Annotated in this window: 16 protein-coding genes; 10 read left to right on the top strand and 6 right to left on the bottom strand. The window is 72.6% G+C overall.

Features of this window, described 5'->3' with window-relative positions; translation table 11 throughout:
- Window positions 1-154: 154 nt before the first annotated feature.
- From ACFYXA_RS11490 to ACFYXA_RS11475, 4 genes are all read left to right on the top strand, one after another.
- Window positions 155-1,354 carry a hypothetical protein gene (locus tag ACFYXA_RS11490; RefSeq protein WP_389031053.1) on the top strand — a complete coding sequence of 400 codons (1,200 nt, stop codon included), beginning with the start codon at window positions 155-157 and terminating at the stop codon, window positions 1,352-1,354.
- 13 nt (window positions 1,355-1,367) lie between these two features.
- Window positions 1,368-1,961, top strand: coding sequence for a hemerythrin domain-containing protein (locus ACFYXA_RS11485; protein WP_389031050.1), 594 nt, complete (start codon window positions 1,368-1,370; stop codon window positions 1,959-1,961).
- A 115-nt stretch (window positions 1,962-2,076) separates the two neighbouring features.
- Window positions 2,077-2,559, top strand: coding sequence for an SPW repeat protein (locus tag ACFYXA_RS11480; protein WP_389031047.1), 483 nt, complete (start codon window positions 2,077-2,079; stop codon window positions 2,557-2,559).
- An 82-nt stretch (window positions 2,560-2,641) separates the two neighbouring features.
- Window positions 2,642-3,595, top strand: coding sequence for a Rieske 2Fe-2S domain-containing protein (locus tag ACFYXA_RS11475; protein WP_389031043.1), 954 nt, complete (start codon window positions 2,642-2,644; stop codon window positions 3,593-3,595).
- Window positions 3,596-3,619: 24 nt separating this feature from the next.
- On the opposite strand, the gene ACFYXA_RS11470 is transcribed toward ACFYXA_RS11475, so the two are convergent.
- The 4 genes from ACFYXA_RS11470 to ACFYXA_RS11455 form a co-directional block, all read right to left on the bottom strand.
- Window positions 3,620-3,994 carry a hypothetical protein gene (locus ACFYXA_RS11470; protein WP_389031040.1) on the bottom strand — a complete coding sequence of 125 codons (375 nt, stop codon included), beginning with the start codon at window positions 3,992-3,994 and terminating at the stop codon, window positions 3,620-3,622.
- The gene (gene ctaD / locus ACFYXA_RS11465; RefSeq protein ID WP_389031037.1) at window positions 3,991-5,703 is read right to left on the bottom strand and encodes a cytochrome c oxidase subunit I; all 1,713 of its coding nucleotides are present in this window, start codon (window positions 5,701-5,703) and stop codon (window positions 3,991-3,993) included. The genes ACFYXA_RS11470 and ctaD overlap by 4 nt, the downstream gene beginning before the upstream one ends.
- A gap of 171 nt (window positions 5,704-5,874) precedes the next feature.
- Window positions 5,875-6,495, bottom strand: coding sequence for a hypothetical protein (locus ACFYXA_RS11460; protein WP_389031699.1), 621 nt, complete (start codon window positions 6,493-6,495; stop codon window positions 5,875-5,877).
- Between the two features lie 59 nt (window positions 6,496-6,554).
- Complete coding sequence (locus tag ACFYXA_RS11455) at window positions 6,555-7,649, bottom strand: glutamate--cysteine ligase (RefSeq protein WP_389031034.1); 1,095 nt, start codon at window positions 7,647-7,649, stop codon at window positions 6,555-6,557.
- A 224-nt stretch (window positions 7,650-7,873) separates the two neighbouring features.
- Here ACFYXA_RS11455 and ACFYXA_RS11450 point away from each other — a divergent pair, with 224 nt between their 5' ends.
- From ACFYXA_RS11450 to ACFYXA_RS11430, 5 genes are all read left to right on the top strand, one after another.
- Complete coding sequence (locus tag ACFYXA_RS11450; protein WP_389031031.1) at window positions 7,874-8,590, top strand: hypothetical protein; 717 nt, start codon at window positions 7,874-7,876, stop codon at window positions 8,588-8,590.
- A gap of 3 nt (window positions 8,591-8,593) precedes the next feature.
- Complete coding sequence (locus tag ACFYXA_RS11445; protein ID WP_389031028.1) at window positions 8,594-9,010, top strand: phage holin family protein; 417 nt, start codon at window positions 8,594-8,596, stop codon at window positions 9,008-9,010.
- On the top strand, window positions 8,986-9,684 hold the full coding sequence (locus ACFYXA_RS11440; RefSeq protein ID WP_389031025.1) for a DUF3618 domain-containing protein: 699 nt from the start codon (window positions 8,986-8,988) through the stop codon (window positions 9,682-9,684). Before ACFYXA_RS11445 ends, ACFYXA_RS11440 begins: the two co-directional genes overlap by 25 nt.
- A gap of 183 nt (window positions 9,685-9,867) precedes the next feature.
- Window positions 9,868-11,982 carry a SpoIIE family protein phosphatase gene (locus tag ACFYXA_RS11435; RefSeq protein WP_389031022.1) on the top strand — a complete coding sequence of 705 codons (2,115 nt, stop codon included), beginning with the start codon at window positions 9,868-9,870 and terminating at the stop codon, window positions 11,980-11,982.
- Window positions 11,983-12,060: 78 nt separating this feature from the next.
- Window positions 12,061-12,336, top strand: a complete 276-nt coding sequence (locus ACFYXA_RS11430; RefSeq protein ID WP_389031019.1) for a hypothetical protein — start codon at window positions 12,061-12,063, stop codon at window positions 12,334-12,336.
- Between the two features lie 27 nt (window positions 12,337-12,363).
- Here ACFYXA_RS11430 and ACFYXA_RS11425 read toward each other — a convergent pair whose 3' ends face one another.
- The gene (locus ACFYXA_RS11425) at window positions 12,364-12,975 is read right to left on the bottom strand and encodes a GNAT family N-acetyltransferase (RefSeq protein WP_389031016.1); all 612 of its coding nucleotides are present in this window, start codon (window positions 12,973-12,975) and stop codon (window positions 12,364-12,366) included.
- A gap of 100 nt (window positions 12,976-13,075) precedes the next feature.
- Here ACFYXA_RS11425 and ACFYXA_RS11420 point away from each other — a divergent pair, with 100 nt between their 5' ends.
- Window positions 13,076-14,128 carry an aldo/keto reductase gene (locus tag ACFYXA_RS11420; protein ID WP_389031013.1) on the top strand — a complete coding sequence of 351 codons (1,053 nt, stop codon included), beginning with the start codon at window positions 13,076-13,078 and terminating at the stop codon, window positions 14,126-14,128.
- 33 nt (window positions 14,129-14,161) lie between these two features.
- Here the strand turns inward: ACFYXA_RS11420 and ACFYXA_RS11415 are convergent, their stop codons facing one another.
- Window positions 14,162-14,554: a metalloregulator ArsR/SmtB family transcription factor gene (locus ACFYXA_RS11415; protein WP_351093537.1), complete on the bottom strand. Its 393-nt coding sequence runs from the start codon at window positions 14,552-14,554 to the stop codon at window positions 14,162-14,164.
- Between the last annotated feature and the right edge of the window lie 4 nt (window positions 14,555-14,558).

The raw sequence follows: 14,558 nt of genomic DNA, 5'->3' as shown, positions 1-14,558 counted from the left end.
GGCGGGCCGATGCCGGGCCGGTGGAGGGAAGGGCCGAAGCGCCTCCCCGCGATCGTGGCCGAATCCGCACAGCATGGGCCGACGCCCCGCCGCCCGTACGGTTCCGGCCGGAACCGAGGGGCACTCCGGCAAGCTCTCGCCTCAGGAGGCCATCGTGACGTTCAACCCCCTCGAACAGCGCGGCATCCCACTCGACCGGCAGCTCAGGAACTGGCGCGAGTTGAACGTCGACCCCATCGACCCGGACCACTGCGACCCGTACACCCGCTGTCGCATCATCACGATGAACGGCATCGAGGTCGAGGCCATCATGTTCAGCCACCAGCTGGCGCGGAACACCGTCGACCCGGAGGTCAAACGGCAGCTCGCGCAGACCCGTTACATCGAGGCCCAGCAGCAGAAGGCCGTCAACTGGCTGCTGCCCGGCCTCTCCTCGGTGCTGGAGACGACCATCGCCTACGAGCAGGTCGCGGTCGACCTCACCGCATGGGTGGCCCGCATGGAGCCCGACCCGTACCTGAAGCAGGCCTACCAGTTCGGCGTGCTGGAGGACTTCGACCACCTGTACCGGTACGCCAACCTGTACGAGATGATCGAGCACCGCAAGGCGGACGCGATCGTCGAACAGCTCACCGAGGTCATGCCCGGCCGCCCCACCAAGTACCACCACCGCCACCCCGTGGACAACGTGCGCGACTTCTACGACCGCACCCGCACCGACCCGCTGTCCAAGCTGCACGCGCTGACGATCATGTCGGCGGAGCAGCAGACCATGAACTTCTACATGAACACCGGCCCCACCTACATGGAGCCGATCGCCCGCCAGCTCTACCAGGAGATCGGCCTCATCGAGGAGGAGCACGTCACCCACTACGAGTCGCTCGTCGACCCCGGCGAGACCTGGTGGGAGCAGCTCGTCAACCACGAGTACAACGAGTGCTATCTGTACCACTCCTTCATGGAGCAGGAGAGCGATCCCAAGGTGAAGTCGATCTGGGAGCTGCACCTCAACCAGGAGCTGGAGCACCTGCACATCGCCTGCGACTTCATGCGCCGCTTCGACGGCCGGGACCCGGAGGAGGTCCTCGCGCCGGAGCTGCCGAACGTCCTCACCTTCGAGCCGAACAAGGACTACCTGCGCGAGCTGCTCGCCACCCAGATCGACCTCACGACGCTCGGCGCCGGATACGTGCGCGACGCGCACGAGCGGTTCGAGAAGCTGCAGGAGCAGATCCACGGGGGCGAGGAGCCGCCGAGCGAGCGGGTCATGGCCGAGCACGACGCGATGTTCGGACGCGAGTACCGCCAGGAGACCGAGGGCGAGCACCCGGTCCCCGAGCTGCGCGCCCACTGACGACGGAGGACCGATGAGCCAGCAGCAGACCCCGCACGCCGGAGCCGACCACGCTTCGGACGCCGACGTCGTCTCCCTCCTGATGCGCCAGCACGGCGACATCCGCAACCTCTTCGACGAGGTGGAGCGCGGTGAGGGCGAGGAGCGCAGGGAGGCCTTCCACCGGCTGGTACGGCTCCTCGCCGTGCACGAGACCGCCGAGGAGGAGGTGGTCCACCCCTACGTCCGGCGCAAGGTCGCCGGCGGCGAGCAGGTGGTGGCCGAACGCCTGGAGGAGGAGAAGCAGGCCAAGGAGACGCTCGCCGCGCTGGACGACATGGACACCGACGACCCGAAGTTCCTTCCTCGACTCCTCGACCTGCGCCAGGACGTCCAGAGCCACGCCCGGGCCGAGGAACGGTACGAGTTCAGCCATCTGCGGCGCACCGCCGACGCCGGGACCCTGGCCGCCATGGCCATGGGCGTCAAGGCGGCCGAGGCGATGGCGCCCACCCGCCCCCACCCCGGTGTGGAGTCCGCCGCCGAGAACGTCGCCCTCGGACCCGTCGCCGCCCTCATGGACCGCACCAAGGACGCGGTGCGCAAGGCGATGAACGGCGACGGCTGAGGGCCGTCCGGCGCGCTGGAAATTCGGTGTGCGGTGGCCGGGGCGGGGGCGGTCCGATGGGTACCCGGGCAGCAATGGGGGCCCCGGAACCGCACACCCTCGCCTGGAGGCGATCATGACCGACCGGACCCATACGACCATGGAGTCGCACCCGGACATCCTGGAGATGCGCGAGCGCCACGAGCGGGCCGAGCGGGCCGCGTCGACCCAGCAAGGCCAGGCCGTCGAGGCGATGGCCATGCTGACCGGCCTCTACCTGGCCGCATCCCCCTGGATCGCGGGCTTCAACGGCCTCACCACGCTGACCGTCAACAACCTGATCACCGGCATCGCCTACGCGCTGCTCCTGAGCGGCTTCGGGCACGCCTACGAACGCACCCACGCCCGTGCCTGGGCGGCCGTCGTGCTGGGCGCCTGGACCGTCATCGCGCCGTGGGCGGTCGCCGGAGAGGTGGACACCACGCGGACCATCGTCAACAACGTCATCGTCGGCGCCATCGCCCTGGTGCTCGCCCTCGCGGCTGCCATGGCGGCGGGCGACACCGACCGGGGCGGCCGCGGCCGTTCCACCAGGATGGCCCACGACATGACACGGTGAACCGGCCTCGCCGCAGGGCTTCACCTCCCTTCCTCCCCGTCCGCTCCGTTTGTCCGGGGCCGGGCGGGGAACTCGGCGGCGCATGAGCGCAACGCATCGTCGCCGTCGGACGAAGCAGAACCGAGTGCTGGCCCTCCTGGACCGCCTGGAGCGTGAACCGAGGGCGGACCGGCTGATCGACACCCTCCAGTCGGGGATCCGCTCCCTGCCGCTCGGGCGCGGCCGGGACCTGCTGCACGGCAGGTGGCTCGGGCACCCGGTCCACCCGCTGCTGGTCCAGGTACCGGTGGGCAGCTGGATGTCCGCCGCCGTTCTCGACACGCGGCCGGGGCGCTCCCGTGAGGCCGGTCTCCTGGTGGGCGTCGGTCTCGCCGCGGCGGCTCCCGCGGCCCTGGCGGGGGCCGTGGACTGGGCAGATCTCCACCGCGAGCAGTCCCGCGTGGGACTGGTCCACGCGGTGGCCAACTGGGCGGCCGTGGGCCTGTACGCGACCTCCCTCGTCTGCCGCGTCAAGGGCCGCACGGCGGCCGGCCGCGCGTACGGCTTCCTGGGGCTGACGGCGGTCGGGGTCGGCGGCATGCTCGGCGGGCACCTCGCCTACCGCCAGGCCTCAGGCGCCAACCACGCCGAAGAGGTCCCGCACGTGATCCGGGACACCTGGCACCGCGTCGGCGCGGTCGCCGAGTTCCCGGCCGGCGAGCCCGTACGGCGCGTCGTCGACGACGTGCCGATCCTCGTCGTCCGCGAGACCGGCGGAGAGATCCACGCCCTCGCCGAACGGTGCAGCCACCTCGCCGGACCGCTGTCCGAGGGCACGGTCGCCGACGGGTGCGTCCAATGCCCCTGGCACGGCAGCGTCTTCCGCCTCTCCGACGGCTGGAACGTCCGCGGCCCCGCCACCGCACCCCAGCCCGCCTTCGACACCCGCATCACCGACGGCCACGTGGAGGTGCGCCTCAGGCGCGACGGCCTGCGCGAGGCGAACGGCAAGTGGAGCGGGAAGGCGACGCAAGGCACCCAGGGGCGCACCGGCTGACCGCGACCCCCGTCGTGTACGGCGTCAGCGGCTGAGCAGGCCGGCCAGCACGCCGATCCCGGCCGCGCAGGCGAGTGTCGCGGAGGCGAACGCGACGTGGCGCCGGAGCAGTTCGCGCCGCAGGGCGGCGTAGCGGGCCTCGTACTCCTGGCGCAGTTCGGCCGCCCGGTCGACCGTCGTCCGCAGCATCCGGCGGGTCAGGTCGATGCGCTGACGGACGTAGTGGCGGCTGACGTCCTCGGCCTGGGCCGTCGTCAGCCAGGGCAGACGGCCGCACAGTTCCTCCGCCTCGTGGCGTGCCTCGTCGTGGTGGGCGCGCGCGAGGAGGTACCCCTCGACCGTGTTGGCCAGCGCACCGCCGGCGTCCTCGCCTGAGGCCGGCCGCCCACCGCGCCTCACTTCGGTTCGCCCCGGTGGCTCTCCGCGTCCAGCGCGTCGCGCCGGCCGCCGTGCTCCAGGTACTCCGCCTCCGCCAGGTCGGGGTGGTGCAGGTCGAACGCGGGGGACTCGGAGCGGATGCGCGGCAGGGTGACGAAGTTGTGGCGGGGCGGCGGACACGAGGTCGCCCACTCCAGGGAGCGGCCGTACCCCCACGGGTCGTCGACCTCCACCCGCTGCCCCCGCTGCGCGGTCCGCCACACGTTGTAGAGGAACGGCAGCGTGGACAGGCCCAGCAGGAACGAGCCGATGGAGGAGACGGTGTTGAGCGCGGTGAAGCCGTCGGCGGCGAGGTAGTCGGCGTAGCGGCGGGGCATGCCCTCCGCGCCCAGCCAGTGCTGGACGAGGAAGGTGGTGTGGAAGCCCACGAACAGCGTCCAGAAGTGGACCTTCTCCATCCGGTGGTCGAGCATCGTGCCGGTCATCTTCGGCCACCAGAAGCTGAACCCGCCGAACATCGCGAAGACGATCGTGCCGAACAGCACGTAGTGGAAGTGCGCGACGACGAAGTAGCTGTCGGTGACGTGGAAGTCCATGGGCGGCGAGGCGAGCAGAACACCGGTCAGGCCGCCGAAGAGGAACGTCACGAGGAAGCCGCACGCCCACAGCATCGGCGGTTCGAAGGAGATCGAGCCCTTCCACATCGTGCCGATCCAGTTGAAGAACTTCACCCCCGTCGGCACGGCGATCAGGAAGCTCATGAAGGAGAAGAACGGCAGCAACACCGCCTGGGTGGCGAACATATGGTGCGCCCACACCGTCACGGAGAGGCCGGTGATGGCGATGGTCGCGCCGACCAGCCCCATGTAGCCGAAGATCGGCTTCCGGGAGAACACCGGGAGGATCTCGGTGACCACGCCGAAGAACGGCAGGGCGAGGATGTAGACCTCGGGGTGGCCGAAGAACCAGAACAGGTGCTGCCACAGCACCGCCCCGCCGTTCTCCGGGTCGAAGACGTGCGCCCCGAACTTGCGGTCCGCCTCCAGGACGAACAGGGCGGCCGCGAGGACCGGGAAGGCGAGCAGCACCAGCACCGAGGTGAGCAGCACGTTCCAGGTGAAGATCGGCATCCGGAACATGGTCATGCCGGGGCCGCGCATGCAGATGATGGTGGTGACGAAGTTGACCGCGCCCAGGATCGTGCCGAACCCGGCGAACGCAAGGCCCATGATCCACAGGTCGGCGCCCAGCTGGGTGGTGCGCTCGCCGCCGCTGAGCGGCGTGTACGCGGTCCAGCCGAAGTCGGCGGCGCCCTCGGGGACCATGATGCTGCTGACGACGGTCAGGCCGCCGAAGAGGAACAGCCAGTAGGAGAACATGTTCAGCCGGGGGAACGCCACGTCCGGGGAGCCGATCTGCAGCGGCATGATCGCGTTGGCGAACCCCGCGAACGTCGGGGTCGCGAACAGCAGCAGCATGACGGTGCCGTGCATCGTGAACGCCTGGTTGTACTGCTCCTGGGACAGGATCTGGATGCCCGGCCGGGCGAGTTCCGCCCGGATCGCCATCGCCAGCAACCCGCCGACGAGGAAGAAGCCGAACGAGGTGATCAGGTAGAGGTGGCCGATCTTCTTGTGGTCGGTGGTGCTCAGCCAGGAGACGATCACCTGTCCCCGGCCGCGGCGTTCCGCCGCCGGCACCGGAGAGACGGGCTCGGTATAGGTCGCCATGGTTCCCCTCGATGGGTACGCGGTGGTGGGCGGCACGTGGGAGCGGTGGGCCGCGCGTGACCAGCCCAGCGGAAACTAGCCTCGGCGCGGTGCGGCCGTCTCCCGCAGACCGCGGTTCCTGCGCCGAACGGCCTGGTGATCCACTCGTCCGGGGGAGCTCACCCGGCGCCCTCACGCCTCCACCGTCGTGGTGACGCGGGTGACCGCCGGTGTGCGCGGCGCCGATCCGAATCCGAAGCGGACGGGTGGGTCGACGGGTGCCGCCGGGCCCAGGTCGCGGCCCTCGTAGGACGCCGACACACCGCGGATCGGGCGCAAGTCCCGCGCGCCGTACCAGGCGCGACGCCCCGACGCGCCCCTGCCGCGCGTGCGCACCCCGGGCAGCAGGACGCGGGCGACCGTGTCCGTGAGCGCGCTCCACGCCGGACGGCCGGCGAGTCCGCCGGGCACCGCCCGCAGCAGGCACCCCAGGAGCCCCCGCCGCCCGGTGACGAGACGCAGCTCCAGCGGCCCGGCGGACACCGTCCAGGTGTCGCCGGCGACGCGTACGTCGACGGGGGTGACCTCGACGGCGTCGAACGTGTACGCCGTACCGATGAAGTCGGCCGTCCGCCGGGTGGGCGCCAGCAACAGGCGTCGCCCGTCCGGCCGTTCGAGCATCACGTCGCTGAACGGGCCGAACGGCGAGCGCTGCCAGTGACCCAGCACGATCCGTGTCCCGGAGGACGTGCCGACGCCCGCGATCCAGCCGTCGAAGCGCAGACGCGGCCGGCGCCGGGGGGTCGCGGCCAGCCGGTGCACGACCCGACGCACCGATTTGCGGCCCGCGCGCACGAGGCCGTGCTCTCGGCTCACGGGGTCGTGCTCTCGACGGAGATCAGGTCGGTGACCGCCCGGAGGCCTCCGGTGGCGAGGGCCGTGCGCTGGCGGTCCGCTCCGGTGCCGTCCTGGAGGAGCCGGTGGATCAGGGCCGTCACCTCGCGCGTGTCGCCCGCCGCCTCCAGGGAGGGGCCGATGTGCCGCATCAGCTCGTACAGCACGTCACCGGCCCGGTTCCGGCCGCCCGCGGGATCGATCAAGGCGTCGCTCAGGCCGTGGCGGGCCGCGTGCCACATCGCGGCCTGGAGCAGCTCGGGGGCGCAGTCGGGGGCGGGCGCCCCGGCGGAGGCCTCGGCGAGCGCGGTCTCCGCCAGCGCGCGGACGATGCCGGCGAACATGACCGCGTCGTCCGCGCGCAGCTGCACGTCCAGGCACCGCACCTCCACCGTGGGATACCGGTCCGACAGACGGGCCTGCCAGTACAACTGGCCCGTGTCCGAGATCAGACCGCTCTCCTGGAGGCGCCCCACCCGCCGGTCGTGGTCGGCCGCGTCGCGGAAGAACGGGGGGACGCCGCTCACCGGCCACCGGCTGAAGATCACCGTTCGCCAGCTGGCGAACCCGGTGTCGTGGCCGTCCCACAGAGGGGAGTTCGCCGACATCGCCGTCAGCGTCGGCAGCCACACCCGCATCCGGTTCAGCACCTGCACGCCCGCCTCCCGGCTGGGCACGGCGACATGCACATGCATGCCGTTGACCAGCTGCTCCGCCACCAGTTGGGGCGCCTGGACGGCCATGGCGCGGTAGCGGGCGTGGTCGGTGACGGCCACCGGCCTGCCGTGGCGCAGCGGCGGCGTCCCGCAGGCCGCGATCCGGCAGCCGTGCGCCTCGGCGGCGGCCCCGACCGCGTGCCGCAGCCGCAGCAGATGCCCGCCGACCTCCTCCAGGTCGCCGCAGACCGGCGTGGCCACCTCGACCTGCGCCTGGAGCAGCTCGCTCTGCACCTCCCGGTCCGCCGTGAGCGACCCCAGCCCCGCGGCGACGCGCACCTTGTCCGCGTGGGGCACCGGCAGTCCCGTGACCGGGTCGAGCAGCAGGTACTCCTCTTCCACACCGATCGTCGTCATCGGCCGCCTCTGTTTCCGACCCTCGAGGGGTGCACGCCCTGGGGTGCTCCGAGTGCCGCGCTCGCCTCCCCGGCAAACCATGGCCGTGCGCTGTGGGACGTACCGGGGCGCGGGTCCGTCAGGAGCCCTCAGTTTCGATTGTCATATGTGTGTGAACCGGGGCAAAACAGTCACTCGTTTGCAGAGCAGATATATCACTGACGCGATGCTGGGAGGCGTGGCTGATGAGTGACACAGTGCAGGGCGACACGACGAGAATGCGGCAGACCGGTGAGACGGCCAGAGCGGAGGCCTCCGCCACGGCCGGTCAGGCCAAGCAGGCCGCCGGTCAGGTCGCGGGCACCGCCGTGGAGCAGGCCAAGTCCGTGGCGGGGGAGGCGCGGCAGCAGGTCGGCGCAGCCGCGGGCGACCTGCGGAGCCGCGCCATGGACGAGGTCCAGGGGCAGACCCGGCGGGCCGCCGGCACGCTGCACCACTGGGCGGACGACCTCGCCGGCCTGGCGGAGAACGCCCCGGGCGACTCGCCCGCCCGCAGTCTCGCGACACATGCGGCGGACGGCGGACACCGTGCCGCCGACTACCTGGAGAAGCAGGGAGTCCAAGGCATCCTCTCCGACGTGCAGGGCTTCGCCCGCCGTCGTCCGGGGGCGTTCCTCGGCGGCGCCCTGCTGGCGGGGATGGCCGTCGGCCGGCTGATGAAGGTGGCGGCCAAGGCCGACATGTCCTCGGGCGCCGACACGTCGTCCGGGACGGGACGGCGCGAACTCGCCGCCGACACACAGCAGATGACGCTGAGCGACCCGGCCGCGGCCGTCCCGGCGGCTTCCGCCACGGACGTCGCGCAGACCGCCACACCGGCGGCGCCCGCCGTCCCGGAGTACCCGCCGTCCGTCGGCGCGCCCTCCGGCGACATGCCGGGCCGGCCCGTTCCGGGGGTGTGATCCATGACCTCTCTCCCGTCCCACCCGGCGCCGCCGCGCGCCGGGGGCGACTCGGTGGGCGAGCTGCTGTCCGTCGTCACGTCGGATGTGCAGACCCTGTTCCATCAGGAGGTCGAACTCGCGAAGGCCGAGGTCAGACAGGAGGCGACCAAGGCGGGCAAGGCCGCCGGCATGTACGGCGGCGCCGGCTTCGGCGGATACATGGTGCTCCTGTTCCTGTCGCTGGCCGCCGTGCTCGGGCTGGCCAACGTGATGGACGGAGGCTGGGCCGCTCTGATCGTCGCCGCCGTTTGGGCGGTGATCGCAGCCGTGCTCTACCAGCGGGGCCGCACCCGTATGCGCGCCGTGGCGCCCAAGCCGGAGCGGACAGTCGAGACGATGAAGGAGAATGCGGAATGGGCACGTCACCCGACCAGATGAGGGCAGAGATAAGCGCCACCCGGGAGCGGCTGTCCGCGGACGTGGACCGGCTCGCGGACCGGACCAGCCCCCGGCGCGTGGTGCGTCGTCGCACCCGCAGGATGCGGGGCGCCGTCTCCGGTGTGCGCGAGAGGGTCATGGGAACGGCCGCCCACACCGCCCACGAAGTCAAGAGCGGTGCTCAGTCGGCGGTCGGCTCGCTGCAGGAGGGCACCCAGCAAGCGGCCGGCACGGCGCGCGACGCGGCAGGCCAGGTGGGCGAAGCGGCAGGCCAGGCCGGCGAAGCGGTGAGGCAGGCACCCGACCAGGCGATGCGCCGCACGCAGGGCAATCCGCTGGCCGCCGGGCTGATCGCCTTCGGCGCGGGCATGCTGGCGTCCTCGCTGCTCCCGGCCTCCCAGGTGGAGCAGGAGAAGGCCGCCGATCTGATGGAACGCGGCGGCGAGGCACTGGAGCCGCTGAAGGAGGCCGCCGCCGACTCCGCGCAGAACCTGCGGGAGGGTGCGAAGGACGTCGCGCAGGGCGCGATGCAGGAGGTGAAGGGCACCGCCCAGGAAGCCGCCCGCACCACGCAGGACGAGGCCCGCGACCAGGCGGCCGAGCTCACGGATCAGGCACGCCGATCGGGTGGGCAGGTCGCCGACGAGGCACGGGGGCAGTCGGGAACGGGCTGACCCCGCAGTGCCGTCGGCGCTGGGCGCGTGGTGCGCGCGCCCGGCACCGCTCGTCGGGGGCTGTGGCGGCGCGGGGTGCCGACAGCCGTGCACAGGCGTAGCGTCCACAGGTGGGTGAGGCCGGGAAGCGCGTGGGCGGGAGAACGACGCCGCGGTGAACGCCTCACGTGCTGGAGGTGCCGAGTGAGCGGCCCGGATGGCTTCGACGCCGCCCCCGCCGACGGGCTCGACGCCGCGTTGGCGGAGACGGTCCGCAGGACGGGCGCGTCCATCGGCGCCCTGTACCTGCTGGCGCCGGACGAGCAGGTGCTCTGCCTCGACGTGCTGTGCGGGGCGCCCGCGGACTTCGCCGCGCCGTGGACCAGGGTGGCGACGGCGTCGCCCGCGCCGGTGGCCGACGCCGTCCGCGAGGACCGCCTGGTGTGGATGGCCGACCAGGGGGAGCTGGCCCACTCCTACCCCCGTACGGCGATGGCGCTGCCCTACCCGCTGTCGCTGGCCGCCGCCCCGGTCACCGGCGTCCGCACCTGGGGGTCGCTGCTGCTGATGTGGCCGGCCACCCGCCCGCCCCGGATGACCCGGCGGGAGGAGAACCACGTCCTCGCGAGCTGCCGCCGGCTGGCGCGGCTGCTGGAGCAAGCCCTCGACCACGGCAAACCGCCGGCCTGTACCGGGCCCCCGCGCGCGCTGCCCACGGGGGCGGGGCTGCGGTCGGGCTCCGAGGCGGCCGCCGCCGACTTCGTGGAACGCCTGCCCGGCGGCAGCTGCGCCCTGGACCTGCAGGGGCACTTCACCTATCTCAGCGAGGGCGCCTGCGCACTGCTCGGCCGTGACGCCGGCCGGCTGCTGGGCACACTGCCCTGGCAGAGCCTGCCCTGGCTCGACGACCCGACCTACGAGGACCGCTACCGCGCCGCCGTGATCAGCCGCGCCCCCGTCGCCTTCACCGCGTGCCGCCCGCCCGACCACTGGCTGGACTTCCACCTCTTCCCCGACGCCAGCGGCATCAGCGTCCGCATCGTCCCCAACGGCGACCCCCCGCCGGCCTCGCCCGCCCCCCACCGTCCCGCGCAGCCGACCATGCCGGCCCGGGCCGGCCGGCTCTACCAGCTCACCCACCTGGCCGCCGCGCTGACCGAGGTCGTCGGCGTCCAGGACGTCGTCGACCTGGTCGCCGAGCAGATCATGCCCGCCTTCGGGGCCCAGGGCCTGGTCCTGTCGAGCGCCGAGGCGGGCCGGCTGCGGATCACCGGGTACCGGGGCTATCCCCCCGAGGCCATCGAACGGCTCCAGGGCCTGCCGCTGGCCACCTCGTTCACCCCCGCCGGCCGCGCCCTGAGCAGCGGCATCCCCGCGTTCTTCGCGAACCCCGAGGAGCTGCGGCGCATCTACCCCGAGGCGCAGCAGGTCAGCGGCAAGAAGGCGTGGGCCTTCCTCCCCCTGATCATCTCCAGCCGGCCGGTCGGCATCTGCGTCCTGTCCTACGACGAACCCCGCGAGTTCCCGTCCGAGGACCGCGCCGTCATGACCGCGCTCGCCGGGCTCATCGCCCAGGCCCTGGACCGGGCCCGCCTCTACGACGTCAAGCACGAGCTCGCCCACGGTCTCCAGCAGGCCCTGCTCCCGCACGATCTTTCCGCCGTCCCCGGACTGGACGTCGCCGCCCGCTACCTGCCCGCCACCCACGGCATGGACATCGGCGGGGACTTCTACGACCTGATCCGGCTCGGCGACACCGCCGTCGCCGCCGTCATCGGCGACGTCCAGGGCCACGACGTCGCCGCGGCGGCGTTGATGGGGCAGGTGCGCACGGCCGTCCACGCCACCTCGGTCGCCGGCGCCCCGGACACGGTCCTGTCCGGCACCAACCGCCTCCTCACCGACCTCGCCCCCGACCTGTTCACCAGTTGCCTCTACGCCCATCTCGACTTCGCCGCGGGCCGCGCCACGCTGGCCAGCGCCGGCCATCCGCCGCCGCTGGTGCGCCCGGCCGGCGGCGATGCCCGGCCCCTGGACGTCCCGCCCGGCCCGCTGCTGGGCATCGACCCCGACGCCGTCTTCCCCGTCACCGAGCTGCCGCTCACCGCCGGGCTGATGCTCGTCCTCTACACCGACGGGCTCGTCGAACGGCCCGGCGTCGACTTGGACGACGCCATCGCCGACCTCGCCCGCCATCTCGCACTGGCCCGCGAAGAGGACCTCGACCCGCTCGTCGACACCTTGCTGGGCCAGGCCGGCGTCGGCGCCCAACGCATCGACGACGTCGCGCTCCTGGCGCTGCGGCGGGCCGGCCGATGACGGTCACACGCCGGAGCGCCGCTCGGCTCGACCTGCCACTGCTGCCCGCAGGGCAAGGGCCAACCGGCCACCGAGGCCGTGCGGTACGCGGGCGAGGCGGTCACCGGCTTCCTGCGCCGGGAACGGGACGCGGGCCCGGTCGCGGGACTGCGGGTGTTCCTGGCCCCGTGGCGCGGCGTCGTCGACAGCGGCTTCCGCGCGGGCTGTCCGGTGCCGGCCGTCTCCGTCGAGAAACCGCAGCCCGACGAGGTCCCGCCGGCGATGTGCCGCGCCAAGCGCGACGCGTACCCCTTGGACCAGGTCGCACAGCAACTCGAAACGCTGATCGAGGCGGGGCTCGCCCCCGCGGCATGAGACGGCGGGTGGTGGCGTGAGGCGGCGTCAGCCGTCCGGCGGCGCGGGCAGGTCCAGGATCATGTCGAGCGCACGCGTCCCGTCGGCCTCGGTGAACGCGCCCACGGTCCGAAAGCCCTGCTTCTCGTAGAAGCGGACGGCGCGCGCGTTGTCGGCGAGGACGCCGCCCCACAGGACGATCCGCGTCCTGCCGAACCGCCGGGCGACGTCCGCGACGAGCGGGAAGACCAGGGTGCCCACGCCCCTGCCCTGGTGGTCGTCGGCCAGGGTCGGGCCGAAACGGCAGTCCGCCGCCGTAAGGACGATGCCGGCCTCGCGGTAACGGGCGATGTCCGACGGGTGCAGATCGAGGGCGAGTTCCAGCAGGCCGACGATCCTGCCGGACTCCGCCTCCTCCAGCACCAGCCTCAGCTTGTCGTAGCGGGCGATGGCATCGCACAACTCCCGTGCGAACGCGAGGTCGTACCCGCCGAACGTACTGAACCGCCGTGACTCGGGGGACAGTCCCCGCAGGAACTCCGCGAGTCCTTCCGCGTCGGCGTGCGTGAGCGGCCGGAAGACGACCTCGGTGCCGTCGCCCAGGCCCACCCGCCGGGTGAGGAGCGCGGGCTCCGCGGCGACCTCCGCCAACGTGAGCATCCCGCCTCCTCCACTCCGCTCTCGACGCCCTTGCGCTGGAGTGCGCTCCAACTCCTACAGTGACGCTCCCAGTTGGCCCTACCCGACACGGAGAAGCGGTATGCGCTATCGAGTCCTCGGCACCACCGGCATCGAGGTCAGCACCCATTGCCTCGGCACCATGATGTTCGGCGCCGTCGGCAACCCCGACCACGAGGACAGCGCGCGCATCGTCCACGCCGCCCTCGACGCCGGCGTCAACTTCGTGGACACCGCCGACATGTACTCGGCCGGGGAGTGCGAGGAGATCGTCGGCAAGGCGCTCAAGGGACGGCGCGACGACGTCGTGCTCGCCACGAAGGTGCACTTCCCGATGGGGGAGGGCCGCAACCGCGGCGGGAACTCCCGCCGTTGGATCCTCAAGGCCGTCGAGGACAGTCTGCGCCGCCTGGACACGGACTGGATCGACCTCTACCAGGTGCACCGCCCCGATCACACCACCGACATCGAGGAGACCCTGTCCGTCCTCAGCGATCTGGTGCGGGCGGGCAAGATCCGCGCGTTCGGCTGCTCCACGTTCCCCGCCGAGGACCTCGTCGAGGCGCACCACGTCGCGGAGCGGCGGGGCCTGATGCGACTGCGCACCGAGCAGCCGCCGTACTCGATCCTCGCGCGCGGCGTCGAGCGGTCGGTGCTGCCCACCGCGCACCGCCTGGGCATGGGCGTGCTGACCTGGGCGCCGCTCGCCTCCGGATTCCTGTCCGGCGCCTACCGCGAGGGCCGCCCCGTCGACCTCACCGCCGGCCGCGCCAAGCTCACCCCGCACCGCTTCGACCCCGCCGTCCCCGGCAACGCCGAGAAGCTCGCGGCCGCCGAGCGACTCGCCCTGCTGGCAGAGGACTTGGGCCGCACCCTGCCGGAACTGGCCGTGGCCTTCCCGCTCGTGCACCCGGCCGTCACCTCGGTGATCATCGGCCCCCGCACCATGGACCAGCTGACCTCGCTGCTGAAGGGGGCCGATCTGCTGCTCGACGACGAGACGCTCGACCGGATCGACGAGATCGTGACGCCCGGCACGGACCTGTACCGCGCCGACGGCGTCTGGCAGCCCCGCCCGCTCACCGAGCCCGCGCTGCGCAGGCGTCCGGCGGGAGAGCGGGCGGCCGCGGACTGAGCCAGGCCGGGGAAGGGGTGGGCCCCGAAGGCGTCAGTCCAAGGGGTCCGGGGCGTCGGCGGAGCCCGGGGCCGGCATGTCGCGGATCCCCATGCGCAGGTGCTCCACGTGGTACAGCGCCTGGTCGAGCAGTTCGGCGACGTGCCGGTCGTAGAGGGCGTAGATGATGGACCGCCCCCGGCGTTCCCCCGTCACCAGGCCGAGGTTGCGCAGCAGTCGCAGCTGGTGGGAGCAGGCGGACGGCTCCATGTCGACGGCGGCGGCCAGGTCCCCGACCGAGCAGGGGCCCTCCTGGAGCCGGGCGAGGATGTGCAGTCGTGACGGGGTCGCCAGGGCCTGGAGGGTGGCGGCGACGTCCGCGGTGCCGACGGCGTCGAGACGCTCGCGGGTGGTCGCGGTGCTGGTGGTGACGCTTCCATGGCCCATGGGG

This window comes from Streptomyces sp. NPDC002566, assembly GCF_042889585.1.
Classification (GTDB): Bacteria; Actinomycetota; Actinomycetes; order Streptomycetales; family Streptomycetaceae; genus Streptomyces.
This window is presented reverse-complemented; position numbering and strand designations above follow the sequence as displayed.

What these genes read in the sequence shown, in the direction of transcription:
- ACFYXA_RS11485 (WP_389031050.1), top strand. Translation starts at nt 1,368, where the DNA reads ATGAGCCAGCAGCAGACCCCGCACGCCGGAGCCGACCACGCTTCGGAC.
- ACFYXA_RS11480 (WP_389031047.1), top strand. Translation starts at nt 2,077, where the DNA reads ATGACCGACCGGACCCATACGACCATGGAGTCGCACCCGGACATCCTG.
- ACFYXA_RS11475 (WP_389031043.1), top strand. Translation starts at nt 2,642, where the DNA reads ATGAGCGCAACGCATCGTCGCCGTCGGACGAAGCAGAACCGAGTGCTG.
- ctaD (WP_389031037.1), bottom strand. Translation starts at nt 5,703, where the DNA reads ATGGCGACCTATACCGAGCCCGTCTCTCCGGTGCCGGCGGCGGAACGC.
- ACFYXA_RS11455 (WP_389031034.1), bottom strand. Translation starts at nt 7,649, where the DNA reads ATGACGACGATCGGTGTGGAAGAGGAGTACCTGCTGCTCGACCCGGTC.
- ACFYXA_RS11450 (WP_389031031.1), top strand. Translation starts at nt 7,874, where the DNA reads ATGAGTGACACAGTGCAGGGCGACACGACGAGAATGCGGCAGACCGGT.
- ACFYXA_RS11445 (WP_389031028.1), top strand. Translation starts at nt 8,594, where the DNA reads ATGACCTCTCTCCCGTCCCACCCGGCGCCGCCGCGCGCCGGGGGCGAC.
- ACFYXA_RS11440 (WP_389031025.1), top strand. Translation starts at nt 8,986, where the DNA reads ATGGGCACGTCACCCGACCAGATGAGGGCAGAGATAAGCGCCACCCGG.
- ACFYXA_RS11425 (WP_389031016.1), bottom strand. Translation starts at nt 12,975, where the DNA reads ATGCTCACGTTGGCGGAGGTCGCCGCGGAGCCCGCGCTCCTCACCCGG.
- ACFYXA_RS11420 (WP_389031013.1), top strand. Translation starts at nt 13,076, where the DNA reads ATGCGCTATCGAGTCCTCGGCACCACCGGCATCGAGGTCAGCACCCAT.
- ACFYXA_RS11415 (WP_351093537.1), bottom strand. Translation starts at nt 14,554, where the DNA reads ATGGGCCATGGAAGCGTCACCACCAGCACCGCGACCACCCGCGAGCGT.